This is a genomic window from Luoshenia tenuis (genome assembly GCF_014384745.1).
Taxonomy (GTDB): Bacteria; Bacillota; Clostridia; order Christensenellales.
This window is the reverse complement of record NZ_JACRSO010000004.1, coordinates 159241-185237: the sequence shown is the minus strand read 5'-3', so window position 1 is coordinate 185237 and position 25997 is coordinate 159241. Positions and strand designations below refer to the sequence as shown.

Here is a 25997-nt window from a genome sequence, read left to right as displayed (position 1 = left end):
TTCACATCTTGGATTATTAACTTTCAAAATAAACGTTTGCCAAAAACATTGTACTGCATATCCTCACCCATTTGCAAGCAAAGGTTCGCCCTTTTGCGCATATGGTTTATATTGTGCATGCCGCCCCGGCGCACGCCGGTTTACAGCCTCCCGCGCCCGGCAGCGCGATCGTCTGCATGTACCAAAAACATTCCCCGCCCCAAGTCGGTGCAGGTCCACGCGCTAGCGCACGCACCTTACCTGCACCGAAGTTCTCGCATTGGGCCATACGCCGCTCGGTTCGATTCTTCGCCTAGGGCCCGGAATGGCACTTGGCATGCCTGAGAAGTGAATGGATAAGTATGGGGTTTCGTTCAACGGAATCTCTCCCTCCGGCGCACCCAAAGGGTGCGCCACCTCCCTCGTCAGAGGGAGGCAAGAGAAAGGGAAAACAAGCAGCGGAGCATAAGCGAAACGATTGGAGAATATGTCTTTTTATCAGCATCGGAGAGCTTGAAAAACCTCCGTCCCCTCCACTTCAGTGGCCGTTTGGGGAAATCTATAGCACCCGCCGCCAGTGGAGTACGGAGTGAGCGCCGGCAGTGCCGGATGCAGCGAACGCAGTACTCTGTGAGTACGAGGTAAGCCCAAGGGGCGAAAGCCGCGCAGGGCGAACCCGTAACGAACAGAGGCTGACGGACCCGCAAAGCGAGCGATGATTTCTGTGAGGGTACGGAACGAGCGCCGGCAGTGCCGCGACGGGCGAACCCACAGTGAACAGAGGACCTTTAGGTTTAGGGATTGTTAAGGGGGTAAAGGGGGAAATCGGAATCCCCCTGCTTGCGCCCCCTCTGTTCGCTATGGACGCAGACTTCGCGGCACGTTGGCCGCTCGCCTTTGTCTCATGCTCACAGAGCGCTGCACTCACTTACCGGGACCATCTCTGGGGCCACCTCTGTTCGCTGAGGTTTCGGCCTTCGTGCCAAAGGGCACTTGCCCTCAACTTACGCTCACAGAAATCATCGTGCCCTTCATCGCCCACCGGGCGCGGGCACTATAGATTTCCACTAGCGGCGTTCGTTCCGCGCTCCCTTAACATATAAAACACGTTCCCTAACTTTTCTCCCTGTTTCGCATGAAGCCTTGGTTTTCTACTGAACAAAAAACCATACTTTAATGAAGGGGCTGTCGCCCGTCTTACCGCTTAGGTGGTTTTTGGTTTTAGGCGCGTAGAAGCCCGACCCTTGCCATACCTGTCATTCCGAAGCCGCAGGCGAGGAATCTCTTGACGCTTTCTTGGCTGCGCATGTCCTCCAGCCCTACAGTTCAAGAGTCACTTCTTTGCCAACGCATCAGATTCTTCGCTCCGGCTTCGCCTGCGCTCTGAATGACAATAGGATGCGAACGTTAAAGTATGGGTTTTGCGCATGGGGGCAAAAAAAGGATCTACGGGGTTGTGCCCGCAGATCCTTTTTCGCAACAAAAACCTTAGTTTATTTGGCCCTATGCGCGCGCAGCTTATAGCCCAGCGTGCAGATGATGGCCGCAAGGGCCAGCAGCGCCAGCATCACATAGGGGAGCAGGGAGCCGGACTCGCCGGTATCCGGCGTGCTGCCGGCAGACTGCGTGGGGGCCGGGGTAGGCGTGGCCGGGGCAGCGGGCTGCGGCGTGGGCAGCACGGCCTCGCCGCCGCCCTGGGCAGGCTGCTCATCCTCATAGGCCAGGGCGTAGGTGGAGAACGCATCGGTCTCAAACTCGCCCAGTGCGCCGTTCAGGGTCAGGGGCAGCTTTTGGGCCACGCCCTCGTGCACCCGGATGACATAGAAGCTGCGGCCCTCTTTGAGCAGCGCCTCGGGCACCAGCACCTGCACTTTGATGGGCGCGTCGAGCTTATCCAACGTGCCGATGGGCTGCCCGTCGGCCGTGATCACCAGGCGGATATCCAGATACTGGGCGATCTGCCCGTTTTCACCGGCCAGGGTCTGGGCTTTTTCCGCATCCGCGCCCGCCGCCTGGGGGGTCACCGGGGCGGCCTGCACCTGCAGGGCGATGGCGCTGCCCTGTTCGGCAGCCTGGGCGATGGCAGCCTGGGTCTGGGGGCTGACCGCATCCGGCGTGCCGCCGGTCACGATCTGATCCACCACGTCTTTAAGCTGATGATTCACCGCGTCGGCCGCCTGCTGGGGCAGGCCGGGGGTGACGGTATCCACGGGTTCATCCGGGTCCACCTGCGGAGGCTGGGCCTTTTCTACCACGATAACGGTGCACGTGGCGCGCTTATCCCCCGCTGTGGCGGTGATCTCGGCGCTGCCGGCGGCCCGGGCGGTTACGTTGCCCTGGGCGTCCACGGCGGCGACAGATGCGTCGCTGCTGGCAAAGGCCACGGTCTTATCCGCCGCCTCGCCGCCGGTGACAGTGGCATTCAAAAGCAGGGTATCCCCGGGGTTAAGGGTAGCGCTGCCGCGATCCAGCGTTACGGCGCTGATGCGCGCGTCCTTCACCTTGCCGGTGCTCTCCTCAAAGATGAAGCCGTTTGCCAGGTAGCTTTTTACCACCGGGTCGGGCGCGCCGTTTTTAAGGTAGGTGCCGCCCTCCACATAGGGGTTGCCGGTGACCTGGGCGCCGTAGATGGCCGAAATGCCGCCGTTAAAGGTGCCGCCGTAAATCGTCGTGGTGGCGTCGGCATTGATGCCGCCGTCGCCGTTCGTATTATCGTTGCCGATGTGGATGGCGTGTTTGGGGCTGGAGAAGTTGCCCCCGTACACAAAGCCCTGCACCACATCCGCCTCGCCGGCGATGTAGAGCGCGTAGAAAGAGGCGGAATCATTCCAATCGGTAGAGAAATTGCCGCCCTTTACCGTCAGCGTGCCGGCATTGGAGGCCAGCGCGCCCTGGATGCCGGTGATGGTGGCGTTATTCACCGTCATGATATTGGAATTGCGCACGCAGTAGGCAAAGCTGGGGTTGCGGTTGGAGGAGGTGGAGTGGAACGCCCCGGCGTTGATGGTGCAGGTCCCCTCGTTGACGTGGGCAAAGTTGGAGGCGTTGACCGTCACGTCGTTAAAGACCATGGTGCCGCCGGCCTCGTTCAAAATAGCGGTGCCGCCCTCGGTCGAGTGGGTGATAAAGGTGCCGCCGTTGACGGTCATATGGCCGAAGTTGCCCACGGCGTTGCGGTAGGCGTCCACCACGCCGGTGCCCTTGGAATCGTTAATGACCATGGTGCCGTAGTTATCCAAGATACGGCCGTTGCCCTGGGGCTTTTCCACCTTATGGCCGTTTAAATCCAGGGTGATGGTCAGCTCCGCCGGCACGGTCAGCATGACCCCGTCCGGCACGGTGATGTCGGCATCCAGCCGGTAGCTGCCCGAGGCAGTGATCTGCCCCAGCTGCTCCAGGCTTTCGATGCCGGTGACTTCCTCGCCCGCGGCCAGCCCCGTAGCGGGCAGGGGCAGCAGGCAGACCGCCAGCGCCAGCGCCAAAAACGCCTTTACATGATGCTTCATTTGTCTTTCATCCTCTCTGATCCGCCGGCAAGACCCAAAAGGGGAAACACGCAAAAGGGACGGCCCCCATTGCATTGCAAGAAGGCCGCCCCATAAAAGGCGCGGAAAAGGTGCAACTGGCTGCCATACCCCATTGTGGCGGTGAAGGCCCTCTAGCTTTGCGTCCCAGCCTTTCGGCCGGTTTGCCGACGATATTTTGTTATGAAGTACTACATTTTATATAATACTTTCGACCCCCATTCTACGCGCCGCGCAACACCCTGTCAACCCGTTTTCCGTCTGGAAAGAGATGGTAGAACGCGTGGGATCGGCCCGGCAGGGGGGCCATCCCCAAAAAATGCCCCCTATAGAGGTAAAAAAACCGGCCTTGTTTCCCCGTTGCGCGCGCCCTTATAATGGAGAAAGATTAACAGCGCGTAAAGAGCGAGAGAGCGCAAGGCCCCGCCCTTTGCCGCCACGCCAATGAAGGGGGATTAAACCATGGCAAACTGTTTTAGCCGCCAGCGGGTGGAGGGCTTTCTCCACACCCAGGGGCGCATCATGGTCAACGGAAAGGGCGAGGAGGTCATCCTGCGGGGCTGGGGCATGGGCAACTGGAACAACCCCGAGGGCTTCATGGTGGGGGGCACCAACGGCCTGCAGGACTGGGGGGAGGACTTCCGCCTGCCCGGGCGGATGGACCGCGCCCGCTCCATGAGTGCCACCATCGCCGAGCTGTGCGGCAGCGCTTACCGGGACGGGTTCTGGCCCCGGTGGTACCGCAACTATTTAGGTGAAAAAGATATCGCCCAGGTGGCGGAGGATGGGTACAACTCCATCCGCCTGCCGCTTTGCGCCTGGGCCTTTTTGCCCGAGGAGCCGGGCTACAACTGGAACGAGGATTCCTTTGCCATGCTGGACCAGATCTTGGACTGGTGCGAGCAGTACCGCATCTACGCCATCCTGGACCTGCACGCCGCCCCGGGCGGGCAGAGCGGCATCGCCTGCGACGACGGGCTGGACAACGTGCCCCACATGTTTGAGGCTGAGAATTACGAGCGCACCATCCGCCTTTGGGAGGAGCTAGCCAGCCGCTATAAGGACCGCTGGATCGTAGGCGGGTACGACCTGCTCAACGAGCCGCTCTCCCCGCCCCAGTGGGATTACCTGCTGCCCCAGCTCTCCCGGTTTTACGACGAGCTGATCGCCCGCATCCGCAAGATCGACCGGCGGCACATGCTCTCCATCGAGGGGCACCGCTTTTCCAGCCGCCTGGAGATCTTCGACCAGGATATGGACCCGGAGTGCCACAACTGGTGCATCCACGTGCACTGCTACGGCGCCTCGCCCGAGCCGGGCAGCATGATGGGCTACCTGGCCAAATCCGCCGAGCTGAACGTGCCGGTCTGGCTGGGGGAGACCAACGGCTCCAACGACTGGATGGCCACCTTCTTTGAGATGCACGTGCAGTACCACATCGGCTTTAACATGTGGTGCTTTAAGGTGGCAGACCAGCCCGGGATCTCCCACCACGGGTACGGGTTCCCCCTGCCCGAGGACTGGGCGCTAGTGCGGGATTACTGCGAGGGCGGCACCAAGCCCAGTTTTGAGAAGAGCCAGGCCATCTTTGACCAGCTGCTGGAAAACGTCAAGCTGGAGAACTGCCGCCGCATCGACCTGGAGAGCGATAAGCACATCCTGCGCCGGCCGGGCATCGCCATCCCGGCGGTGAGTTACGACCCGGTGCCCGGGCGCGGCCTCTCCTTTGACGGGGGATACGCCTACGGCAACCTGTTTGATTTCCGCCTGGCCGACGGCATGCACATCATGCCGGAGCCGGGGTATGTGGCGCCGGATAAGCCGCACTGGACGCAGTTTATGAAAAAGAAGCCCGGGCGGGATCACCGCGCCCCCTGGCGCAGCCGCCTGCTGCTGGGGCTTAGGGACGGCAGCTTTGCCTGCTACACCATAAGAGATGTGGCGCAGCCCTGCCCGCTGGCGCTGGACTATTACGCCGATGAGGAGGCGGAGCTGCTGGTGGAGATACCGGGCTGCCCGGAGCGGGCGGTGCTGCTGGCGCCCTCGACGGATAAACCCCAGCGGATAGAATTGGGCACCATCCCCGAAGGGGAAGCAGTACAGGTGAAATTGACGGTGGCCAGCGGCCGGGCCCGGTTGCAGAACATCCGGTTCGGCTGTTAATGCCATAGGGCGGCGCGCAAAGGGGGAAGCGCCGCCAGGGGAACACACTTTTGAAGCGAAAGCAGTGAGGGAAACGCGCCCGGCACATCTGGAATGGCAGATGGGCTGGGCGCGCTTTCCGTTGCGGGGCAAAAGAGGGGAGGAACATGGGGGCGGGAAAGCGGCGGCGTGGAAAGCACCGGGGCGCGAAGGAAAAGTGGATTTGGGAGGCGGGTGGCGCAGGCGCGGCCGGGCAGGAAAACGGGAGATTTTTCGCGCGGGGCTGGCCGCCCACCCTGCCGCGCCCACTTTTGTGCGCATTTATATGCTTGCGCCCGCCGGGGACGTGTTTGAACGGTGGCGGGCGCTGAATGACGGGCCGAAGTGGGCTAAATTTTATATGAAACTTATGCAATGGGAGGGGGACGGCGCTCCCTCCGTCAGGCTGCGCCTGCCACCTCCCTGCGCCGAGGGAGGCAAGGGGAAGGAGAAAGCCCGGCGCTGGGAGTGGGAGCTGGGCTTTGATAAAAAACGTGTGTGCGGTTAAAAGGGTGATAACCCCGGGGGTGTGGAAAGGCACGAGCGGGAGGGAAGCAATAGATTCTTCGCGCGGTGTGCCACGCTCTGAATGACAGGCTAGCACGAGGCGAATTTTTATAACGTAGCCTATGCGGATGGGGCGGGACAACGCTCCCTCCGTCAGACTGCGCCTGCCACCTCCCTCCGCCGAGGGAGGCAAGGGGGAAGAGAAAGCCCGGCTTCAGGAATGTGAGCTGGGCTTCAATTCATAACGTCTATGCGATTAAGAGGGCTTTAGCCCCGGGGAGTGGATAGGCGTTGGCGAGAGATTTTGCGCCCGACCACGGGCCGGGCGAAGAATGATAGGCTGGCGTGGGCTGAATTTTATAACGTAGCCTATGCGGATGGGGCGGGACAACGCTCCCTCCGTCAGGCTGCGCCTGCCACCTCCCTGCGCCGAGGGAGGCAAGGGGAAGAGGAAGTCCGGCTCTGGGAGTGGGAGCTGGGCTTTGATAAAAAACGTGTGTGCGGTTAAAAGGGTGATAACCCCGGGGGAGTGGATAGGCGTTGGCGAGAGGTGGGCGAGAGATTTTTCGCCCGACCACGGGCCGGGCGCTGAATGACGGGCTGATGTGGGCTGAATTTTATATGAAACTTATGCAATGGGAGGGGGACGGCGCTCCCTCCGTCAGGCTGCGCCTGCCACCTCCCTCCGCCGAGGGAGGCAAGGGGGAAAAGGAGAAAGCCCGGCGCTGGGAGTGGGAGCTGGGCTTCGATAAAAACGTGTGTGCGGTTAGGTGGGCGATAGCCCCGGGAGAAGAGGCAAGGGGAAGAAGAAAGCCCAGCTTCGGGAATGGGAGCTGGGCTTCAAATAATAATGCCTGTGCGGTTAAAAGGGCTTTAGCCCCGGGAGGAGAGGCAAGGGGAAGAAGAAAGCCCGGCTCCGGGACTGGGAGCTGGGCTTCAATTCATAACGTCTATGCGATTAAAAGGGCTTTAGCCCCGGCGGAAGAGCTTGTCCATCAGGGCGCGCACCTCGGCCTGGCGGCGGCGGGTCTCCTCGGGATCCAGGGCTATAGGGTTGCCCGCCTCATCCAGGCGCAGGGCGTCCCCGGCCCGGGCGCCCTGGGGCAGGGCCGCCCGGGGCAGGTCGCGCATAGCGCCGTCCGGCATCTCAAGGACAGCCATGTCCCCTTCAAAACGGTCGATAATGGCGTATTGCATGGGCCGATCCTCCTTAATCCTCTATCCGTTGCCAACCCTGGCCTTGGCTTTGCAGGGTGATGGTGCCCGCCTCATCGGTGCGCAGCACCTGCGCGCCGGCCTGCGTAAGGCGCTGCACCACCTTGGCGTTGGGGTGGTTATAGCTGTTATCCTGCCCCACCATGATGACGGCAAAACCCGGGGCCACCTTTTTAAGGAAGGCCGCGCTGGTGGAGGTGGAACTGCCGTGGTGCCCCACTTTAAGCAGGCCGCTGGCAAGCTCGCCGGGCAGCTGAGCCTCCACCTCCTTTTCCGCATCGCCGGTGAGCAGCACGGCGTCCTGCCCAAAGGTGATGCGCAGCACCACGCTGGCGTTATTGGGGTTATCCCCGGCGGCAGATTCGGCGTCCTCCGGGGGCCAAAGCACCTGCCAGGCGCTTTGACTGTCCAGCCCCAATGCCATGCCCTGGGCGGCGGGGGTGATGCTCAGCCCCTTTTGGTCGATGGCGGTGAGCAGGTCCCGATAGACCTTGGTGGTGGCCGGGTAGTAGGGCATGACCACCTCCCCGATCTCGTAGCGGGGGATGACCGCGACCAAGCCGCCGATGTGATCCTCGTGGGGATGGGTGGCGATCACCCGGTCCAGGCGGCGTATGCCCAGCGCGTCCAGATAGCCGCAAAGGGCCTGGCCGCTGGCCCGCGGCCCCCCGTCGATAAGGATGTTCTCCCCGGCCGGGGTGGTGACCAGGGTGGCATCGCCCTGGCCCACGTCAAAAAAGTGCAGGGTAAGCGCGCCCTCGGCCGCCGGTACGGGGGCAGGGGAGGACGCGGCGCTGGACGGGGAGGATGATGCGGACGCGTAAGGCAGGCCGGCGCCCGAGGACAGGCTGCAACCGGCCAGGCACAGGCAGACCGCCAGGCAAAGGGCCGCCAGCGCGGCGGGGCGGCGAAAACGGGATCGCATAGAGGATTCCTCCTTTATATATTGTGGATTCAATGGAGCAGGCAGGTCAAGCGCAGCTGACCTACCCATGCACGAGATTCTTCGCTCGGCCTTGCGGCCTCCCTCTGAATGACAGGGCTATCGCCCTTTTAGCCGCTCCTGGTTTTTGAGTGTTTTCAACCGTCTACCGCCCGTCACGAGCGTTATTCTGCTCTGAATGACAACGGGGCGAGTGCTGAAGTATAGGTTTTCGTTCAACGGCATCTCTCCCTCCGGCACACCTAAAGGTGCGCCACCTCCCTCGTCAGAGGGAGGCAAGAGAAATGGAAAACAAGCAGCGAAGCACAAGCGAAACGGTTGGAGAATATGTCTTTTTATCAGCATCGGAGAGCTTGAAAAACCTCCGTCCCCACCACGGAGTGGCCGTTTGGGGGGATTAGGGATTGTTAAGGGAAATCTATAGCGCCCGCCGCCAGTGGCGGATCAAGGGTGCGATGATTTCTGTGAGTGCGTGGTAAGCCCCAGCGCCTTTGGGCGCGCAGGGCGAACCCGTTACGAACAGAGGGGCTTTAGCCTAAGGGGGAAATCGGAATCCCCCTTCCCCCTTCCCCCTTAACCTAGTAAATTCGTTCTTTAGCTTTTCTCCCTGTTTCGCATCAAGCCTTGGTTTTCTACTGAACAAAAACCTATAGGTTTTTGTTCAACGGCATCTCTCCCTCCGGCACACCTAAAGGCGCGCCACCTCCCTCATCAGAGGGAGGCGAGTGTGAGTTAAATCAAAGAGCATAGCATAAGCGAAACGGCTGAAAAAGGAATTGGTTTATCAGCATCGGAGAATATGAACAACCTCCGTCCCTGCCACTTCAGTGGCTGTTTGGGGAAATCTTTTCTCCCTGTTTCGCATGAACTTTGGTTCTCTACTGGATAAAAAACCATACCTGGCTGCCGCCCTTTTAACGGCTCCGGGCGGCGGGGGCATACATTGCCGCGCCACCGGCCCGCCATTAGCTTACCACATTGGCCCGTGCGGGCACAACCATCCGCTGAATGACACGGTTGAACCGAACGTTTTACCAAAATGCGGGAAAACTTGCAAATACCCCCTTGACTATAAAAATAGAACGCGATATGATATTCCAATACGTTTATACAATCTTAATCTTTTAAAGAAGATTCTTCTCTACACCCAGCGACCGCCAAAAGGCGGCTTTCTTTCTCTTTCAACTGCAAATTAGGAGAACGCTAGCCCTGCAACGCATGGGAAGGGGAGAAACTGCGAGGAGGCAATATGGCGGGGAAACTCTCAAAATTCTTTGGCGCGCAGGATATGACAAAGGGGCACCCCTGGCTGAATTTAGTCCAGTTTTCCGTGCCGCTGCTGATCGGCAACCTGGCCCAGCAGCTGTACAACACGGTGGACTCCATCGTGGTGGGCCAGTACGTGGGGGATACGGCGCTGGCCGCGGTGGGGGCCAGCGGGCCGATCTTTAACCTGGTGCTGGTGCTGTTCATCGGCGTGGCTACGGGCGCGGGCATCATGGTATCCCAATACTTTGGGGCCAAGCAGCGCGAGCAACTCAGCAAGACCGTGGGCTGCACCCTGACGCTGACGTTGCTGGCCTCTCTGGTGATCATGATCGCCGGGCCGCTTTTAACCGGGCCGCTGATGACCCTGCAGGATACCCCACCGGACATCTACGCCATGGCCTGCGATTATCTGAACATCATCTTTATCGGCTGCGCGGGGTTGGCGTTTTACAACATCGTGGCCGGTATTCTGCGCGGGATGGGCGACTCGCTGATGCCGCTGGTATTTCTGCTGGTGGCCTGCGGGCTGAACATCGTGCTGGATATATGGTTTGTTTCCTCGGGCATGGGGGTAGCCGGCGCGGCCTGGGCCACCATCATCGCCCAGGCGATCTCGGCGGCGTTGTGCCTGTGGCGGCTGTGCCGCATGCGCGAGACGCTGGATGTGAACCTGCATACCATGAAACTGAATAAAAAGCTGGTGGTGCAACTGGTCAAGCTGGGCCTGCCTGCGGGGCTGACCCAGGCGGTATTCTCGGCGGCGGCCATCGTGGTGCAATCGCTGACCAACAGCTTTGGCACCAGCGTGATCGCCGTATCCACGGTGGTGATGCGGGTGGACGGCTTTGCCATGATGCCCAACTTCACCTTTGGCACGGCCATGACCACCTTTGCCGGGCAGAACGTGGGCGCGGGGCGGATGGACCGGGTGGACCAGGGCACCCGCGACGGCATGAAGATGGGGCTTTTGACCTCGGCGGTGCTGGTGGGGCTGATCCTGATCTTCGGCGAGGCGCTGATGCGCATGTTTACCACCACCGACACGGTGATCGACCTGGGCGTGCGGATGCTGCGCATCCTGGCTGTGGGGTATGTGGCCATGGCGGTGACGCAGATCCTCTCGGGCGTGATGCGGGGCGCGGGGGACACCATGACCCCCATGTGGATCTCCCTGGTGACCACGGTGGTGATCCGCGTGCCTATCGCCTACGCGATGGCGTACTTTACCAAGAGCGCGGCGCAGCCGGCGGGCAGCCCGGATTCGCTGTTCGTATCCCTGCTGGTGGCCTGGGTGCTGGGCGCGGCCATCACCACGGTGTTTTACAAGCGGGGTACCTGGCGGGGCAAGGCCATCGTCCACGAGCACGGGGCGAAGAACGAGCCCCACGAGGCGGCTTAGGGCAGAGGTTGTTTGAGGGGCTGTTTGCGTGCCCCTTAAAGATGTGGGTTTTAGTTTAAGGTAATCTCTCCCTCCGGCGCACCTAAAGGTGCGCCACCTCCCTCGTCAGAGGGAGGCAAGTATGGGTTAAATCAAAGGGCATAGCACGCAAAGAAAACCTAAAGAGAAAATGCGGTTAAGGGGCGACAGCCGCAGGTGCGTGAAAAAGCGGAGAAGCCCGGCCCCGGGAAGAAGTGCAAAGAAAACCTAAAGAGAAAATGCGATTAAAGGGCGACAGCCCCGGGCGGGTGTGATAAAATAGCTTTTGGGTGGCCGGGGCGCCCTGCGGGGGAGAGGCCCAGCGGCCGTAAAGCGAGGAGGAAGACAGATGAGATTAGGCGCACTGGAAGCGGGCGGCACGAAGATGGTCTGCTCGCTGGGCAACGAGAACGGGGACGTGCTGGAGCGGGAGAGCTTCCCCACCACCACGCCGGAAGAGACCATGCCGCTGCTGATCGGCTTTTTTAAGGATAAGGGGATTGAGGCGCTGGGCATCGGCACCTTTGGCCCGGTGGATCTGAAAAAGGAATCCCCCAGCTATGGGTATATCACCACGACCCCCAAACTGGCCTGGCAGAACCACCCGCTGCTGCCCCAACTGCGGGACGCGCTGGGCGTGCCCTGCGAGATCGACACCGATGTGAACGCGGCGGCGCTGGCCGAGTACACCTGGGGCGCGGCCAAGGGGATGGGCAGCTGCTTGTATGTGACGGTGGGCACCGGCATCGGCGGGGGGCTGGTGATCGAGAACAATCTGGTACACGGGCTGCTGCATCCGGAGTTTGGACATATGCTGATGCGGCCCATCCCGGAGGACATTATGCCGGAGGGGATCTGCCCCTTCCACACGGGGTGCCTGGAGGGGCTGGCCTGCGGCCCGGCCATTGAGAAGCGCTGGGGCGTAAGCGCCAAGGAACTGCCCAAGGATCACATCGCCTGGAGCATTGAGGCGGGGTATCTGGCGCAGATGTGCGCCAACGCGGTAGTCTGCCTGTCGCCTGAGAAGATCATTCTGGGCGGGGGCGTAATGGCGCAGGAGCACCTGTTCCCCATGATCCGCAAGGAGACGGGGCGGCTGCTGGGCAATTATGTACAGCACGAGGCTGTGCTGGAGGGAATGGACGGCTATATCGTACCGCCTGGGCTGGGGATCAACAGCGGCGTGGCAGGGGCCTTGCTTTTGGCCCGCCGCGCGGTAGCGGGCTAGGCCTGTATAAAGGAGAAGGGCAAAGCGGTATGGCCGGCCCTGCGCGGGAAAGCGCGGGGCTTGCCTGCCGCTTTTTTGTTAGGGAAAAGGCCTGGGCTGGAATGGGGGACAGGGTGGCCAGCGAAGATAAAGCGGCCGGAATGGGGAGAAACGGGCAGAAGCGTGCGCACGGCGGGCGCGGGTGCCGGTAAACCCGCGAAGGATGAGAACGGAGAAAAGGGGTAACACCCCCGAATGGAGCGGACGGAAAAAGTCCAAAAGCTCATGGCGGGCCGGGGACGCCGATAAACTCGCAAAGGATGAGAGTGGAGAAAGGCGAAAGCTTTGTTGCCCGGAGTGGGCCTAAGGCTGCATGAATTTTGCGGGCAGGGTGCCGGTAAACCCGCGAAGGATGAGAGCGGAGAAAGGCGAAAGCCCTGTCATTCAGAGTGAAGGCGAAGCCGGAGCGAAGAATCTATTGCGTGCGCAGTGGGCGGCGCTGGGCCGCAAAGTGTGGGGATTGAGATAGGCCTGCCCCGGGTTTCGCATAAGCGGGAGAAAGAGAGAATGCCTGAGATCCCTCGCCTGCGCTCGGGATGACAGTGAGAAAAGCGGCAGAAGCGGGCGCATGGCGGGCTGGGTGCCGGTAAACCCGCGAAAGATAAGAGCGGAAAAAGGCGGCAGCGCTGCTGTCCGGAGAGGGCCTAAGGCTGCATGAATTTTGCGGGCATGGGGACGCCGATGAACCCGCGAAGGATAAGAGCGGAAAAAGGCGAAAGCCCTGTCATTCAGAGTGAAGGCGAAGCCGGAGCGAAGAATCTATTGCGTGCGCAGTGGGCGGCGCTGGGCCGCAAAGTGTGGGGATTGAGATAGGCCTGCCCCGGGTTTCGCATAAGCGGGAGAAAGAGAGAATGCCTGAGATCCCTCGCCTGCGCTCGGGATGACAGTGAGAAAAGCGGCAGAAGCGGGCGCATGGCGGGCTGGGTGCCGGTAAACCCGCGAAGGATGAGAACGGAGAAAGGCGAAAGCCCTGTCATTCAGAGTGAAGGCGAAGCCGGAGCGAAGAATCTGCTGCGTGCGCAGTGGGCGGCGCTGGGCCGCAAAGTGTGGGGATTGAGATAGGCCTGCCCCGGGTTTCGCATAAGCGGGAGAAAGAGAGAATGCCTGAGATCCCTCGCCTGCGCTCGGGATGACAGTGAGAAAAGCGGCAGAAGCGTGCGCACGGCGGGCGCGGGTGCCGGTAAACCAGCAGAAGATCAGAGCGGAAAAAAGGGGTAACACCCCCGAATGGAGCGGACGGAAAAAGTCCAAAAGCCTATGGCGGGCGCGGGACGCCGATAGAAGCGCGAAAGATTAGAGCGGAAAAAAGGGGTAACACCCCCGGACAGAGGCGAACCGTAAAGCACAGAAAGCCTATGGCGGGCGCGGGACGCCGGTAAACCCGCGAAGGATAAGAGCGGAAAAAGGCGAAAGCTTTGTTGCCCGGAATGGGCCTAAGGCTGCATGAATTTTGCGGGCAGGGTGCCGATAAACTCGCGAAGGATAAGAGCGGAGAAAAGGGGTAACACCCCCGAATGGAGCGGACGGAAAAAGTCCAAAAGCTCATGGCGGGCTGGGTGCCGATAGAAGCGCGAAAGATAAGAGCGGAAAAAAGGGGTAATACCCCCGGACAGAGGCGAACTGTAAAGCACAGAAAGCCCATGGCGGGCAGGGTGCCGATAAACTCGCGAAGGATGAGAGCGGAAAAAAAAGGGGTAACACCCCCGAAGGGGAGAGAACGGATGCTTGAAAAGTATTTTGGGGGACGGGATTTTTGGAACGCGGTGCTGCGGCTGGCGATCCCCATCGCCTTCCAGAACCTGTTGACCAGCTCGTTTACGCTGGTGGATACCATCATGATCGGCCAGCTGGGGGAGGTGCCGCTGGCCGCGGTGGGCATGGCCGGGCAGTGGAGCTGGCTGCTGAACATCGTGCTGTTTGGGTTTATGAGCGGCGCGTCGGTCTTTATCGCCCAATACTGGGGCACGAAGGACATGCCGGGCATCCAGCGCACCTATGGGCTGCTGCTGGTGTGCGCGGCCGCGGGCGGGCTGATCTTTATGGGTGTGGGGCTGTGCGCGCCGGGCTGGGTGCTGGGGCTGTTCACGCAGGAAGCGCCGGTGGCGGCCGAAGGGGTAAGCTACCTGCAGCTGGCGGCGCTGAGCTTCCCGGCCATCGCCCTGAACCAGACCTTTACCACGCTTTTGCGCTCCACCGAGCAGGTGAAGCTGCCCATGTACGTCACCGCCGTCTCGGTGGCGGCCAACGCGGCGCTCAACGCGGTCTTCATCTTCGGGCTGGGGATGGGGGTGCGCGGCGCGGCGCTGGCCACGGCCATCTCGGCCTGGATCAGCCCGCTGGTGCTGTTTATCGTAGCGCTCAAGACCCGGAATATCATGATCGCCCCGGCCAAGCGGCTGTTCCACTGGACGGGGGAGTTTATCGGCCAGTTTTTGCGGATATCCCTGCCAGTGCTGCTGAACGAATCGCTCTGGGCGGTGGGTACGGTGGGCTACAATATCCTGTACGGCAATGTGGATACCCAATTCTACGCGGCGCTGACCATCTTCCGCTCCATCGAGAACATCGGCTTTGTATTCTTTGTGGGGCTGTGCCACGCCTGCGCGGTGCTGGTGGGCAAAAAGGTGGGCAGCGGGCTGATGCGCGAGGCTGTGGACGACGGGCGGCGATTTACCTTTGTGGCCATCGCCTTCTCGCTGCTGGTGGGCGGCGGGGTGATCGCCCTGCGGGACGTGATCATGCTGGCCTTCAACGTCAGCGCCACGGTGAACGCCGCGGCCCACACCATTATGCTGTGCTATGGACTGGAGCTGTGGCTGCGCAATATCCCCTATATTTTGATCGTGGGGGTGTTCCGCGCGGGCGGGGATACCCGCACGGGGCTCAAGTACGATATTCTGTGCGTATGGCTGCTGGCCCTGCCCCTAAGCTGCCTGGGCGCGCTGGTATTCAAGTGGCCGCTTACCACCGTATACCTGGTGATGTTATTAGCCGAGGATCTGCCCAAGGTGCTGCTGTGCCTGCGGCGCTTTAGAAGCCGGGCCTGGCTGATGCCGGTGACCGACCAGGGCCGCCAGGCGCTGGAGCAGCAGTAGCTTTCCAGAAAATGTAATACCAAAATATTACAATAGTCTTTCCATAACCGGCGGCGCGGAGGTATAATAAGGGCAAGCACGATACCGCCAAGGGAGGGAAGGGCCATGGAGAAAAACGGAAACGGCGCGGGGCCGAAGCTGGAAAAGGAAGAGCTGACAGCCGAGGAGGCGCTGATGCTGAAATTTTACCGGACGCTGAGCGAGGGCCAGCGCAAGGATCTGGTCAAGCGCATGGCCGACGGGGACTTGCGCGAAGGCGGCCTGCCGGATGCGCGGTATGAGAAGATCGACGCATCGCTCAAACACCTGCGCGAAACGGTGAATGGTCAGAAAAAGGATCAATAACCGCATGAATATTGGGATGGCGCCGGAGAGATCCGGCGCCTTTTTCGTACCCGGAAAGGGAAACTTAGGGGATGTGGGGCCGGGGGATTCAGACCAGAGCGAGAGGGAGTAAAGAGATCCCGCGCTGCGGCAGGAATGACGGGGAGAAAATGGGGTGTACGGGAAAGAACGATGCGCGCAACGTAAACGGAGCGGACAGGACGGATATACAGCTTGCTGTGTACGGGCCTATAAGGGAAGCGGGTTGAGCTGCCGCAAAGGGGCGCGGATATGTTATGATAGAGGGGGAAAACGCGGCCCGGGTGAACCGGTGAGAGGAGAGGATAACATTTGGAATTCAGACCGATGAGAAGGGCGCGCCAGGCCCTTAGCCGGGAAGAGAGCGAGGCGATCCTGCTGCAGGGCAGCTCGGGCGTGCTGGCGCTGCTGGGGGACGGGGGCTACCCCTACGCGCTGCCGATCAGCTACGTATATGCGCAGGGCAGGCTGTACTTCCACTGCGCAAAGGCCGGGCATAAGCTGGACGCGATCCGCCGGTGCGATAAGGCCTCCTTTTGCGTGATCGGCCAGGACGCGGTGAAGATGGAGGAATATACCACCTACTTTACAAGCGCCATTGCCTTTGGACGGGTGCGGATTTTGGAGGACGAGGCGGAAAAGCGGGCGGCTATCGACCTATTGGCCCGTAAGTACGCGCCGCAGGATAGCGCACAGGGGCGGCAGCGCGCCATCGAGCGGGAGTACGCGCCCCTTTGCATGCTGGAGATGCGGGTGGAGCACCTGAGCGGCAAGGCGGCCATCGAGCTTGTGCGGGACAAAAAGGGCTAGTAGATGCGGACGGGCGCTAAGGTAGCGTAAAGCGCAAACGCCACAAGCGTGTAAGGCCGAAAGAAAAGATGGGTGAAAAGCCGCTGGCGGGCGTAGTAGGTTGGAGGATGGGAAGAAGGGAAGAACGGTAGAGAGGGGGGGAAAAGCCCCGGAGTAAGGCATTTTGCCGCGAGGGCAAGGAGCGGCGCTAGAGCGAGGATGAAGCGGGGCAGGCAAAGCCGAGCGGTTTTCAAGAGATTCCTCGCTGCGCTCGGAATGACAGGGAGGTCAAGCACATGGCGGGCGCGGTGAGTTGGGTGATGATAAGAAGTATGAAGCGGAACAAGGGGCTTTAGCCCCTCTGTCATTCAGAGGGAGGCCGAAAGGCCGAGCGAAGAATCTTATGCGTTAGTAGGAAGCTGAACTTGACCTATTTGGCGCGGCGTTAGGCGGCACGGCCTTGGTACTCGTTCTAACAACAGCAAAGGCCCGGCAACTCTCGGTTCGCTGGGGGCTTGCGCTGCGCGGCTAACGCCACTTGCGCGCGCCTTACGCTCACCGGGCGCTGCGCTCGGAATGACAAGGATGAGATGCTCGCGCGGGGCGGAGGAAAAGGAAGCAAGCCCTGAATGAGAAGTTGAGAGCCGTGCAAAAGCAGCTGGCGGGGGCGGGAGGCTAGATAATCAAAACGTGTGGAGCGGAAAAAAGGGCGTGAGCCCTGAATGAGAAGTTGAGAGCCGTGCAAAAGCAGTTGGCGGGGGCGGGAGGTTAGATAATCAAAACGTGTGGAGCGGAAAAAAGGGCGTGAGCCCTGAATAAGAAGATATAAAGCGCGCAAAAGCCGCTGACGGAGACGGGTGAGGTAACGAGAAAAGGCGCAGAGCGGGAGAAGGGGCTTCCAACCCCATGCCAAAGGCCCCCGGGGGACGGGGGCCTTCGAACTTGAGAGAGGGGTATGTAGGTTGTAAAAAGTTATCTGTCGTTCATTCGTATCTCTTTGCTTCTCTGTCGCAATGTTAGAATACCCAAAGATGATGAACGGGATACATCTTTTTTGTTAAAAAATTTTATGCAATTCGTGAAGAAATTGTTAAGACCCGCCGGAGGGGCGCCCGCCCGCGGTGGCGGCGTTATAGCGCCGCTCGGCCTCGCGCCAGTTGAGCAGGGAAAACCAGCTTTCCACATAGGCATCCAGCCCTGTATAATAGGGGGAGAAGTAGGCGTGCTCCCAGGCATCCAGCACCAGCACGGGGGTAAAGAGATTCAGCTGCGGGGTGCGGTAATCGTTGGTGATGGCCAGGTGGATGTTGCCGGCGGCATCGGTATTGAGCCAGACAAAGCCCACGCCCAGAATATCCCCAGCGGCCTGACGCACCAGGGACTTAAAGGCCTCCAGGCTGCCGTACCGGGCGAGGATGGCCGCGCGCAGCGCCCCCTGGGGGGAGGCGGCGCCCTGGGGGCAGAGGCCGGCAAAGTACAGCTCGTGGCTAAAAAGGCTGCCGGCCAGGTGGCGGATGCGGGCGCGGTCTACCGTGCGCACAGAGGGCAGCGGATCGGTCAAAAGGGCGGCCAGCGTTAGGCCCTGCGCGTCCGGGTATTGGGCCAGCAGGGCGTTGAGGGCGGTTACATCCCCGCTGTAAAGGACGCTGTGGTGCAGATATACGCCATCGGCCTGCAGGCCGGGGGTCAGCCCATAGCAGGGATAGGGCAGCATTTGCGGGGCGAAGGGATAGGTTCGCGGCATGGATGATCCTTCCTTTCCTAGAAGAGATGGGGGACATCGGCCCGGGGGGAGAGGCCCCCAATGCTATGCTTATGCGCTCGCGGGGCGGCGGATGCCAGGGAGAGTACGGCATAAAAACGGCAAAGGAGAGGATCATCAATGGAACTGATTACCGCGCGCACGCGCATGCGTCCACTGGAGGAGGGGGATCTGCCGGGGCTGCGGGAGATTTTGCAGGACCCGGTGGCGATGACCGCCTATGAGCACGCCTTCACCGAGGAGGAGGTGCAGGCCTGGCTGCGCAACCAGCTGCGGCGCTACCGGGAGGAGGGCGGGCTGGGGCTGCTGGCGGTGCTAGACAGGAAAAGCGGCGCGTTTCTGGGCCAGGCGGGGCTGACCTGGCAGAGCGTGGAGGCGGACAGGGTGCTGGAGATCGGCTACCTTTTCTGCCGGCGGCACTGGCACAAGGGCTATGCCACCGAGGCGGCCAGGGCTTTGCGGGCGTATGCCTTTGAGACGCTGGGGGCGGGGGCGGTTTATTCCATCATCCGGGACAGCAACCTGGCCTCCCAGGCGGTGGCCCGGCGCAACGGCATGGCGCCGGTGCGGCGTTTTATCAAGCATTATTACAATACCGACATGCCTCACGATGCCTGGCGCATCACCCGGGAGGAATTTGAGGCGCTGTCCGAGGCGGAAAAATAAAAAAGGGTGACCTTTTGCCCCAAATGTCGCCCAAAGGGCTTTCAATGCGCAGGGCGGGGCGCTATACTAAAGCTAAAGAGGACGAAAAGGAGGGCGGGTTTATGATGCTGCTGATCGGCGGACCGATGGTGCTTTTGGGGTTTGTGATGCTGCTGCGGCCCCGTTTGATGTGGGGGCTGGCTTCCAGCTGGCGGTTCTACCCGCCCGCCAAGCCGCCCGAGGCGCACTTTAAACTGGTGCGGGTGGTGGGCGCGCTGGCGCTGATCGCTGGGCTGGCGGGCGTCGCGTGGTTTTTGTACATGAACCGCTACGACATCGGGGCGTTTTTGCGGTTTGGGATGATGTAGAAAAAGGGATAGGCGAGAAGGACAGGATAAAGGCAGGGCTTTGAGGCCCTGCCTTTTTCTGTGGAGAGGCGCGCGCAGGAGGGCGGGTGGGGGAGACGGAGAACGCAGAAAAATAGGAGCGGATAAGGGGGCGATAGCCCGCGGAGTGACAAGGGGGAAAGCGGATGGCGGGCGGAAGGAGTTTTGGCAACATGAGCAGATTAAAACGTTTAAGGAGCGATAGCCCCGGGGCGGGGACTCCCTCCGGCGCACCCGGTGGGTGCGCCACCTCCCTCATTCGAGGGAGGCGAGAACGCAGGCGGAATTGCCAAGGTAGGGAGGTGTGGGCACTTGACCTGCGCAAGAGGGCAAGGCAGGGGTAAGCGGTTGTCAAGAGATTCCTCGCGCTGCTCGGAATGACAGAGAAGGAGCGGATGGCGGGGGAAAAGGCCGAGAGACGCGAAAGCCAAGAGCGGTTAAAGGGCGGCAGCCCGCGGAGTGACAAGGGGGGGGAAGCGGATGGCGGGCGGGAACGTTTGGCAATGTGGATAGGTTAGAGCGGATAAAAGGGCGACAGCCCCGGGGCGGGGACTCCCTCGAATGAGGGAGGCGAGAACGCAGGAGGAATTGTTAAGGTGGGGAGGTGCGGGGCACTTGACCTATGCAAGAGGGCAAGGCAGGGGCAAGCGGTTGCAAAGAGATTCCTCGCGCTGCTCGGAATGACAGAGAAGGAGCGGATGGGGGGGCGGGGGCGTTTGAGAATATGGAAGGCGAGGCGGGGAGGGCAGACCGCAAAGGTTGGACGAAGATAGTGCAGCTTTTGTCATTCAGAGCGGAAGCGAAGCTGGAGCGAAGAATCTCTTGTGACGGCAGGAAAGCGGCGCATGTTCACAAAGACGCCAGGACAGGCGGAAGGGGAGGCGGTGAGGGCGGAATTGCCAAGGTGGGGAGGTGCGGGGCACTTGAACTATGCAAGAGGTGTAAAGCAGGGGCAAGTGGTTGTAAAGAGATTCCTCGCGCCGCTCGGAATGACAGGAGAAAAAGTAGGTGGTAGGCAGAGAGACGGGACAGGTGAGGGCAGGTTAGAGCGGTTAAAGAGGCGGCAGCTCCTTGGCGGGGCAGGGAGGAGAAGCAGATGGTGGGCGAAAAGGCCGGGAGACGCGAAAGCCAAGAGCGGTTAAAGGGCGGCAGCCCGCGGAGTGACAAGGGGGGAAAGCGGATGGCGGGCGGGGGAGACAGAGAACGCAGAAAAATAGGAGCGGATAAGGGGGCGATAGCCCCTCGGAATGACAGAGAAGGAGCGGATGGGGGCGAAAAGGCCGGGAGACGCGAAAGTCAAGAGCGGTTAAAGGGGCGATAGTCCCTTAGAGGGGCAGCGTAAAAAAGGACGCCCTGGCAGGGCGTCCCTTGAATGTTTGGCCTTAGCGCGCGGCCTGGGCGGGGGGCGTTTGGGCGGCTTGGCGCACCCGCTCATAGGCGGCGGCTACCTGGGCCATGGTCTGCTCCAGCGAGCGGCCCTCGGCGTTTTGCTGCCAGGGGCGCAGCGGCTCGCACAATACGGGGCCGGCGTAGCCCGCCCGCTCAAAGAGGCGGTAGGGCAGGGCCGCGTCGATGATGCCGGAGGTGAGCGGCAGCTGGCGCTCCAGATCCTCCTGCTGGGTGCGGGTGCGGCCGGGCACCCCGTCGTTTAGGTGGAAGTTGACCATGCGATCCACCTGGGCGGCGGCCAGATAGGCCTCGTCCACGCGCTGATAGCTGCCGGTGTACCAGTGGTAGGTATCAAACAGAAAGCCACAGCGGGGGCTGACCGCGTCCGCCAGGGCCAAAATGCCCGAGAGGCTGTTAAAAAACGGGTAGCGGAAGCTGCGCTGCAGCGGGCAGGGCCCTAAAAACTCCATGCCGTAGTGTAGGCCGTGGTCGTCGGCCACCTTCCAAATGCGGCGCAGGCGGCGCAGCACCCACTCAAACTGGGCCTCGGACTTGCGGGCGTTGCTGCCGTTCCACACGTGGTTATAGCAGTAGCGCACGCCCATCTTCTCGCCCGCGTCTGCCCAGCGCTTGAAGTGCTCCAGGGCGGAATCAAACGCCGCATCGGTCACGCTCTCGGTAAAAAAGTCGGCCGGGGTGGGCAGCAGGCTCCAGCGCAGGCCATGGTCAAAGATAAAGTCCGCCGCCGCCACGCCGGCTTTGGGGTCCTCCAGCAGGTTCTGGGGCACGGCTACCCCGCCGATGCCGTACTTTACGGCCAGCGGCGCGATCTCGTACACGCTGGCGGAAACGCCGCAGTGGCCCGGGTCAAATACCGTATACATGGGCTGATCCTCCTTTTCTTACAGGCCGGCGGCCAGCAGTTTTTCCCGCATGATGGCGATCGACGGGGCGAAATCCGCCGGGTCGTGCACGCCGTGCAGGATGAGCGGGCCGGCGTAGCCGATCTTCTTGAGCAGGTCAAAGTACAGGTCGTAATCCACAATGCCCATGCCGGGCGAGGCAAAGTGCACCGCGTCCCCCTCGGCCACGTCCTTGCCGTGGGCCAGCACGATGTCCCCGCCCAGCAGGGAGAAGGCCTCGCCGATGGTGGCGGCCACGTTCTCCCGGCGGGCGGTGCCGGCGGGGAAGAGGTTGGCGCAATCCATAATCACCTTAAGATGGGGGCTGGCGATCTCATCCAAATACCGGCGGGTGCGCCGGGCGGTAAACACCACGTTGCTGGCCTCGGTCTCCACGCCCAGGGTGAGGCCGTAGCTTTCGGCCACGGGCAGGATGCGCCGGGTGGTGGCGAGCAGCTGCTGAAATACCGGCTCCTCGGCGGTGGCGGGCGAATAGCGCCACATGCCCTCCGGGCTTTTGGAGCCGGTGCAAAGGGTGACGATTTTGCAGCCGAAATAGGCGCAGGCCTGCGCGATGACGGTAAAGCGGCGGATGTAGGCCTCCAGGCGTTCCGGGTCGCTATCCACCATATTAAAGGTGCCGTTGACGGCTGCAATGGAGATGCCGTTATCGCGGGCGGCCTGGGCCACCCGCGCAAGCTCGCCGGGGCCAAAGCCGGCGGGCATCTCCTCGCCGTGGGAGGTATCAAAATCGTACTGCACCTGGGTAAAGCCCAGGGCGCGGGCTTTGGCAAAGACTTCTTCGACGTTCTGGCCGGAAATTTCGGGGCTGAAAAATCCCAGTTCCATATTCTTCCTCCTCATCATGCAATGGAACGCGCCGCGCGGATGGGGCGCGGGTAAAAAGCTTACAGGGCGATGACGGCCTTGACGATGGCGGCCTTGTTGTCGATGCTCTCGTCAAAGGCCTGCTGGGTCTGGGCAAAGGGATAGATACGGTCGGCCACCTTTTGCACCGGCAGGATGCCCGCTGCGACCGCCGCGATGGCGGTGGGGTAGATGTTGCGGTAGCGGAACACGCCGCGAAGGGTGAGCTCGCGGTTGACGAAATCCTGCAGGTCGAAGCTGTCGGGCATGGCGCCGGAGGGATTGCCTACCAGCACGATGGTGCCCGCGCTCTTGGCCGCCTTTTGGGTCAGCCCGATGGCGGCGGGGTTGCCCGAGGCGTCAAACACCACGTCCGCGCCCCGGCCGGCGGTAAAGTCTTGGATGGCGGAAACCGCATCCTCCCGGGCGGAGTTGATGGTCAGCGCCGCGCCCAGCTCTTTGGCCTTTTGCAGGCGGATGTCGGCCACGTCGCACACGGCGATGCGCCCCACGCCCCGGGCCTTTAAGGCCAGCAGGGTCATAAGCCCAATGCAGCCGGCGCCGAAGATCACCGCGTCCATCCCCAGGCCCGCCCCGGACAGGGAGGCGGCGTGCATGCCCACGGCCACCGGCTCGATCAGCGCGCCCTGGAGGGTATCCATATTCTCGGGCAGCTTAAAGCACAGGTCCACCGGGTGGCTGGCGTACTCGCGCAGCACCCCGTCGCGCTGGCCGCAGACCGAGAGGAACTGCACGTCGGGGCACAGGTTATAAAGGCCGCGCTTGCAAAACTCGCACTTGCCGCAGGTGCTGCCCGGCTCCAGGGCCACCTTGTCCCCCACGGCAAAGCCCTGCACCCCTTCGCCTAAGGCGACCACCTCACCCGCGCCCTCGTGGCCCAGGATGAACCCGCCCTGGGGCAGGGCCTTGTAGCGCGCGCCCTCGGCCATGAAGGCGTGCAGGTCGCTGCCGCAAACCCCCACGTGGCGGATGCGGATGAGCAGCTCGCCCGGGCCGGGCTGGGGCACGGGGATGCGGCGCAGCTCCATCTGGCGGTTATCCACGGTATAGGCGGCTAACATATCTTTTTGCATAAAATTTTCCCCCTTTTAAATTTAAGTCTGATGGGTATTGTATGGGTGAAAAGCGCTGGAAGGCGCTTTACCGGTGTTGGGAATGGCCGCGCGGGCAGTGCGCGGGTGGTGCTGCCTTGGCCAACAGCTTGCGCGTGAGGTTCTTCGGTACGGCGGGAACGGTAAGGCGAGGCCGACAGCTGGCGCGGGAGGTTCTTCGCTCGGCCTGCGGCCTCGCGCTGAATGACAGGGGGCAGCGGGCGGTTGAGGGAATCTCTCCCTCCGGCAGGCTGCGCCCGCCACCTCCCTCGTCAGAGGGAGGCGAGAAGGTTAGCTGGGCGGCGGTGCGCGGGTGGTGCTGCCTTGGCCGACAGCTGGCGCGGGAGGTTCTTTGCTCGGCCTGCGGCCTCGCGCTGAATGACAGGGCGCGGCGGGCGGTTGAGGGAATCTCTCCCTTCGGCAGGCTGCGCCCGCCACCTCCCTCATCAGAGGGAGGCGAGAAGGTTAGCTGGGCGGCAGGGTGCGGGTGGTGCTGCCGGTTCTGCTTTGGCCAACAGCCGGCGCGTGAGATTCCTCGCTCGGCCTGCGGCCTCGCGCTGAATGACAGGGCGCGGCGGGCGGTTGAGAGAATCTCTCCCTCCGGCAGGCTGCGAGCGCCACCTCCCTTGGTAGAGGGAGGCGAGAAGGTGTGCTGGGCGGCGGTGCGCGGGTGGTGCTGCCTTGGCCGATTGCTCACGCTAGAGGTTGTTCGCGTTGGCGGACACGGTAAGGCGAAGCCGACTGCTGGCGCGCGAGGTTCTTTGCGCGGGTGGGTACGGTAAAGCGAGGCCGACTACTGGCGCACGAGGTTCTTCGCTCGGCCTGCGGCCTCGCGCTGAATGACAGTGGGCAGCGGGCGGTTGAGGGAATCTCTCCCTCCGGCAGGCTGCGAGCGCCACCTCCCTCATCAGAGGGAGGCGAGAAGGTGTGCTGGGCGGCGGTGCGCAGGTGGTGCTGCCTTGGCCGACTGCTGGCGCGCGAGATTCTTCGCTACGCTCGGAATGACAGGCATACAGGGCGATTGATCCCCCCTGATATGTGCCTAAACAGGGCCACAGGCACAGCATAGCATGGCAGTGCGCGTTCGTCAATTAACTTTTAAAACATTGTTTGGACGAGCGGACAGGTATGTTTTGCGGGGCGGCGGTCAACAATAAAAAACGAATGCCTAATGGAAGGAAGGAAAAGCCATGCTTACCGTATTTATACGCGCCCTGATCCTGTATGTGGCGCTGATCGTGGTCATCCGCGTGATGGGCAAGCGCCAGCTGGGGCAGCTGCAGCCCTTTGAACTGGTGCTGGCCCTGCTGCTGGCCGACCTGGCCGCCACGCCCATGAGCGATGTGGACATCCCCCTGATTTACGGACTGGCGCCCATACTGGCGCTGCTGGTCATCCACCAGGTCATCAGTTTTATCCTTTTAAAGAGCGAGAAGGCCCGCGCGCTGATCTGCGGGCGGCCCGCCATATTGATCTACCACGGCAAGATCGACGAGCGGGAGCTCAGCCGCCAGACCTGCACGCTGAACGACCTGCTCGAGCAGCTGCGCCAAAACGGCGTGACCGACATCAGCGAGGTGGACGCGGCGGTGCTGGAGCCCAGCGGCATGCTCAGCGTGCTGCAATCGGCCGACAAGCGGCCGGCCACGCCCAGCGACCTGAACATCGCCGTCCAGCCCGCATCCCTGCCCTACACGCTGATTTTGGATGGAAAAGTCAACCGGATGAACCTGCAAAAGGCGGGCAAGGATGAAAAGTGGCTGACCGAGAAGGTGCGCGCCCAGGGCCTGCACGGGCCGGAGGACGTGCTGTACCTGCTGTTGGATAACACCAGCGGGCAGATGCAGTTTCAGGCCCGGGAAAAGGGCAAGCGCAAAAGGAGGGGTGCGGTATGAAGACCAAGGAGATCTGCATTGCGGTGGCGCTGGTGCTGTTTTTGGGGCTGAGCCTGTTTTCCTACCTGGGCATCAAAAGCGACGCGGACGAGCTGCTGGGCCTGGTGGATGGGGCGATCACCGCCATTGACGGGGGAGACCACGCCAGCGCTAAGGCCAGGATCGACGAGGCGCAGGCCCGCTGGCAGGAGATACGCCACGGTTGGGAGCTGACGTGCGACCACGGAGAGCTGGACACGATCACGGGGAGCTTTGCCCGGGCCGCGGCCATGGCCAAGAGCGACCAATCCTTAGACGAATTGGGCGCGGAACTGGCGGCGCTGGCGGCCATGATCGAGCACATGCCGGTGCGCACGGCCCCGCTGATCGAAAACATCATATAGACCCTTTAAGATGCGAGAACGCCTCCGGTTGCCGGGGGCGTTTTGCGTGGAAAAATAAAGGGGAAGGGATTGACTTTTTGCTTTCGATCGCATAATATGAAGGTAGC

General features: G+C 61.7%; 17 protein-coding genes and 1 riboswitch. Of the genes, 10 read left to right on the top strand and 7 right to left on the bottom strand.

Going from position 1 to position 25997, the window contains the following annotated elements:
* Positions 1-1472: 1472 nt before the first annotated feature.
* Positions 1473-3485, bottom strand: coding sequence for an Ig-like domain-containing protein (locus H8699_RS10085; protein ID WP_249285591.1), 2013 nt, complete (start codon positions 3483-3485; stop codon positions 1473-1475).
* Positions 3486-3593: 108 nt separating this feature from the next.
* Positions 3594-3682: riboswitch (cyclic di-GMP riboswitch) on the bottom strand.
* Between the two features lie 283 nt (positions 3683-3965).
* Between H8699_RS10085 and H8699_RS10080 the strand changes: the two genes are divergently transcribed.
* Positions 3966-5666, top strand: coding sequence for a glycoside hydrolase family 5 protein (locus tag H8699_RS10080; protein WP_249285590.1), 1701 nt, complete (start codon positions 3966-3968; stop codon positions 5664-5666).
* 1494 nt (positions 5667-7160) lie between these two features.
* On the opposite strand, the gene H8699_RS10075 is transcribed toward H8699_RS10080, so the two are convergent.
* Positions 7161-7388 carry a DUF3006 domain-containing protein gene (locus tag H8699_RS10075; protein WP_249285589.1) on the bottom strand — a complete coding sequence of 76 codons (228 nt, stop codon included), beginning with the start codon at positions 7386-7388 and terminating at the stop codon, positions 7161-7163.
* Between the two features lie 13 nt (positions 7389-7401).
* Positions 7402-8331: a ComEC/Rec2 family competence protein gene (locus tag H8699_RS10070; protein WP_249285588.1), complete on the bottom strand. Its 930-nt coding sequence runs from the start codon at positions 8329-8331 to the stop codon at positions 7402-7404.
* A gap of 1267 nt (positions 8332-9598) precedes the next feature.
* Between H8699_RS10070 and H8699_RS10065 the strand changes: the two genes are divergently transcribed.
* The 5 genes from H8699_RS10065 to H8699_RS10045 all read left to right on the top strand — a co-directional run bounded on the left by H8699_RS10065 (position 9599) and on the right by H8699_RS10045 (position 16570).
* Entirely contained in the window at positions 9599-11017 is a 1419-nt protein-coding gene (locus tag H8699_RS10065) for an MATE family efflux transporter (RefSeq protein ID WP_249285587.1), read from the top strand.
* Between the two features lie 367 nt (positions 11018-11384).
* The gene (locus H8699_RS10060) at positions 11385-12263 is read left to right on the top strand and encodes an ROK family protein (RefSeq protein WP_249285586.1); all 879 of its coding nucleotides are present in this window, start codon (positions 11385-11387) and stop codon (positions 12261-12263) included.
* Positions 12264-14023: 1760 nt separating this feature from the next.
* Positions 14024-15397: an MATE family efflux transporter gene (locus tag H8699_RS10055; protein WP_249285585.1), complete on the top strand. Its 1374-nt coding sequence runs from the start codon at positions 14024-14026 to the stop codon at positions 15395-15397.
* Between the two features lie 105 nt (positions 15398-15502).
* A complete protein-coding gene (locus tag H8699_RS10050) occupies positions 15503-15742 on the top strand; it encodes a hypothetical protein (RefSeq protein WP_249285584.1) in 240 nt (79 codons plus the stop codon).
* A 345-nt stretch (positions 15743-16087) separates the two neighbouring features.
* A complete protein-coding gene (locus tag H8699_RS10045; protein ID WP_249285651.1) occupies positions 16088-16570 on the top strand; it encodes a pyridoxamine 5'-phosphate oxidase family protein in 483 nt (160 codons plus the stop codon).
* A 1069-nt stretch (positions 16571-17639) separates the two neighbouring features.
* Here H8699_RS10045 and H8699_RS10040 read toward each other — a convergent pair.
* Positions 17640-18293: a superoxide dismutase gene (locus H8699_RS10040; protein ID WP_249285583.1), complete on the bottom strand. Its 654-nt coding sequence runs from the start codon at positions 18291-18293 to the stop codon at positions 17640-17642.
* A 138-nt stretch (positions 18294-18431) separates the two neighbouring features.
* Here H8699_RS10040 and H8699_RS10035 point away from each other — a divergent pair, with 138 nt between their 5' ends.
* Together H8699_RS10035 and H8699_RS10030 are read left to right on the top strand one after the other, a co-directional pair.
* A complete protein-coding gene (locus H8699_RS10035; protein ID WP_249285582.1) occupies positions 18432-18977 on the top strand; it encodes a GNAT family N-acetyltransferase in 546 nt (181 codons plus the stop codon).
* Positions 18978-19078: 101 nt separating this feature from the next.
* Positions 19079-19324: a DUF6199 family natural product biosynthesis protein gene (locus H8699_RS10030; RefSeq protein WP_249285581.1), complete on the top strand. Its 246-nt coding sequence runs from the start codon at positions 19079-19081 to the stop codon at positions 19322-19324.
* Positions 19325-20724: 1400 nt separating this feature from the next.
* On the opposite strand, the gene H8699_RS10025 is transcribed toward H8699_RS10030, so the two are convergent.
* From H8699_RS10025 to H8699_RS10015, 3 genes are read right to left on the bottom strand one after another with little or no spacing between them, the layout of a single operon-like run.
* Complete coding sequence (locus tag H8699_RS10025) at positions 20725-21615, bottom strand: sugar phosphate isomerase/epimerase family protein (protein WP_249285580.1); 891 nt, start codon at positions 21613-21615, stop codon at positions 20725-20727.
* An 18-nt stretch (positions 21616-21633) separates the two neighbouring features.
* Positions 21634-22482, bottom strand: coding sequence for a sugar phosphate isomerase/epimerase family protein (locus H8699_RS10020; protein ID WP_249285579.1), 849 nt, complete (start codon positions 22480-22482; stop codon positions 21634-21636).
* Between the two features lie 59 nt (positions 22483-22541).
* Positions 22542-23594 (bottom strand): NAD(P)-dependent alcohol dehydrogenase, encoded by a 1053-nt coding sequence (locus H8699_RS10015; protein ID WP_249285578.1) that lies wholly within the window; start codon positions 23592-23594, stop codon positions 22542-22544.
* Between the two features lie 1208 nt (positions 23595-24802).
* On the opposite strand from H8699_RS10015, the gene H8699_RS10010 reads away from it, so the two are divergent.
* Both H8699_RS10010 and H8699_RS10005 read left to right on the top strand, forming a co-directional pair.
* Positions 24803-25507 carry a DUF421 domain-containing protein gene (locus H8699_RS10010; protein WP_249285577.1) on the top strand — a complete coding sequence of 235 codons (705 nt, stop codon included), beginning with the start codon at positions 24803-24805 and terminating at the stop codon, positions 25505-25507.
* The gene (locus H8699_RS10005) at positions 25504-25890 is read left to right on the top strand and encodes a DUF4363 family protein (protein ID WP_249285576.1); all 387 of its coding nucleotides are present in this window, start codon (positions 25504-25506) and stop codon (positions 25888-25890) included. The genes H8699_RS10010 and H8699_RS10005 overlap by 4 nt, the downstream gene beginning before the upstream one ends.
* The last annotated feature ends 107 nt before the right edge of the window (positions 25891-25997 follow it).

Excerpts from the sequence above, each read along its gene's own strand:
- H8699_RS10085 (WP_249285591.1), bottom strand. The coding sequence starts at position 3,485 with ATGAAGCATCATGTAAAGGCGTTTTTGGCGCTGGCGCTGGCGGTCTGC.
- H8699_RS10060 (WP_249285586.1), top strand. The coding sequence starts at position 11,385 with ATGAGATTAGGCGCACTGGAAGCGGGCGGCACGAAGATGGTCTGCTCG.
- H8699_RS10050 (WP_249285584.1), top strand. The coding sequence starts at position 15,503 with ATGGAGAAAAACGGAAACGGCGCGGGGCCGAAGCTGGAAAAGGAAGAG.
- H8699_RS10040 (WP_249285583.1), bottom strand. The coding sequence starts at position 18,293 with ATGCCGCGAACCTATCCCTTCGCCCCGCAAATGCTGCCCTATCCCTGC.
- H8699_RS10045 (WP_249285651.1), top strand. The coding sequence starts at position 16,088 with ATGAGAAGGGCGCGCCAGGCCCTTAGCCGGGAAGAGAGCGAGGCGATC.
- H8699_RS10030 (WP_249285581.1), top strand. The coding sequence starts at position 19,079 with ATGATGCTGCTGATCGGCGGACCGATGGTGCTTTTGGGGTTTGTGATG.
- H8699_RS10020 (WP_249285579.1), bottom strand. The coding sequence starts at position 22,482 with ATGGAACTGGGATTTTTCAGCCCCGAAATTTCCGGCCAGAACGTCGAA.
- H8699_RS10015 (WP_249285578.1), bottom strand. The coding sequence starts at position 23,594 with ATGCAAAAAGATATGTTAGCCGCCTATACCGTGGATAACCGCCAGATG.
- H8699_RS10065 (WP_249285587.1), top strand. The coding sequence starts at position 9,599 with ATGGCGGGGAAACTCTCAAAATTCTTTGGCGCGCAGGATATGACAAAG.
- H8699_RS10080 (WP_249285590.1), top strand. The coding sequence starts at position 3,966 with ATGGCAAACTGTTTTAGCCGCCAGCGGGTGGAGGGCTTTCTCCACACC.
- H8699_RS10025 (WP_249285580.1), bottom strand. The coding sequence starts at position 21,615 with ATGTATACGGTATTTGACCCGGGCCACTGCGGCGTTTCCGCCAGCGTG.
- H8699_RS10010 (WP_249285577.1), top strand. The coding sequence starts at position 24,803 with ATGCTTACCGTATTTATACGCGCCCTGATCCTGTATGTGGCGCTGATC.
- H8699_RS10075 (WP_249285589.1), bottom strand. The coding sequence starts at position 7,388 with ATGCAATACGCCATTATCGACCGTTTTGAAGGGGACATGGCTGTCCTT.
- H8699_RS10070 (WP_249285588.1), bottom strand. The coding sequence starts at position 8,331 with ATGCGATCCCGTTTTCGCCGCCCCGCCGCGCTGGCGGCCCTTTGCCTG.
- H8699_RS10005 (WP_249285576.1), top strand. The coding sequence starts at position 25,504 with ATGAAGACCAAGGAGATCTGCATTGCGGTGGCGCTGGTGCTGTTTTTG.
- H8699_RS10055 (WP_249285585.1), top strand. The coding sequence starts at position 14,024 with ATGCTTGAAAAGTATTTTGGGGGACGGGATTTTTGGAACGCGGTGCTG.
- H8699_RS10035 (WP_249285582.1), top strand. The coding sequence starts at position 18,432 with ATGGAACTGATTACCGCGCGCACGCGCATGCGTCCACTGGAGGAGGGG.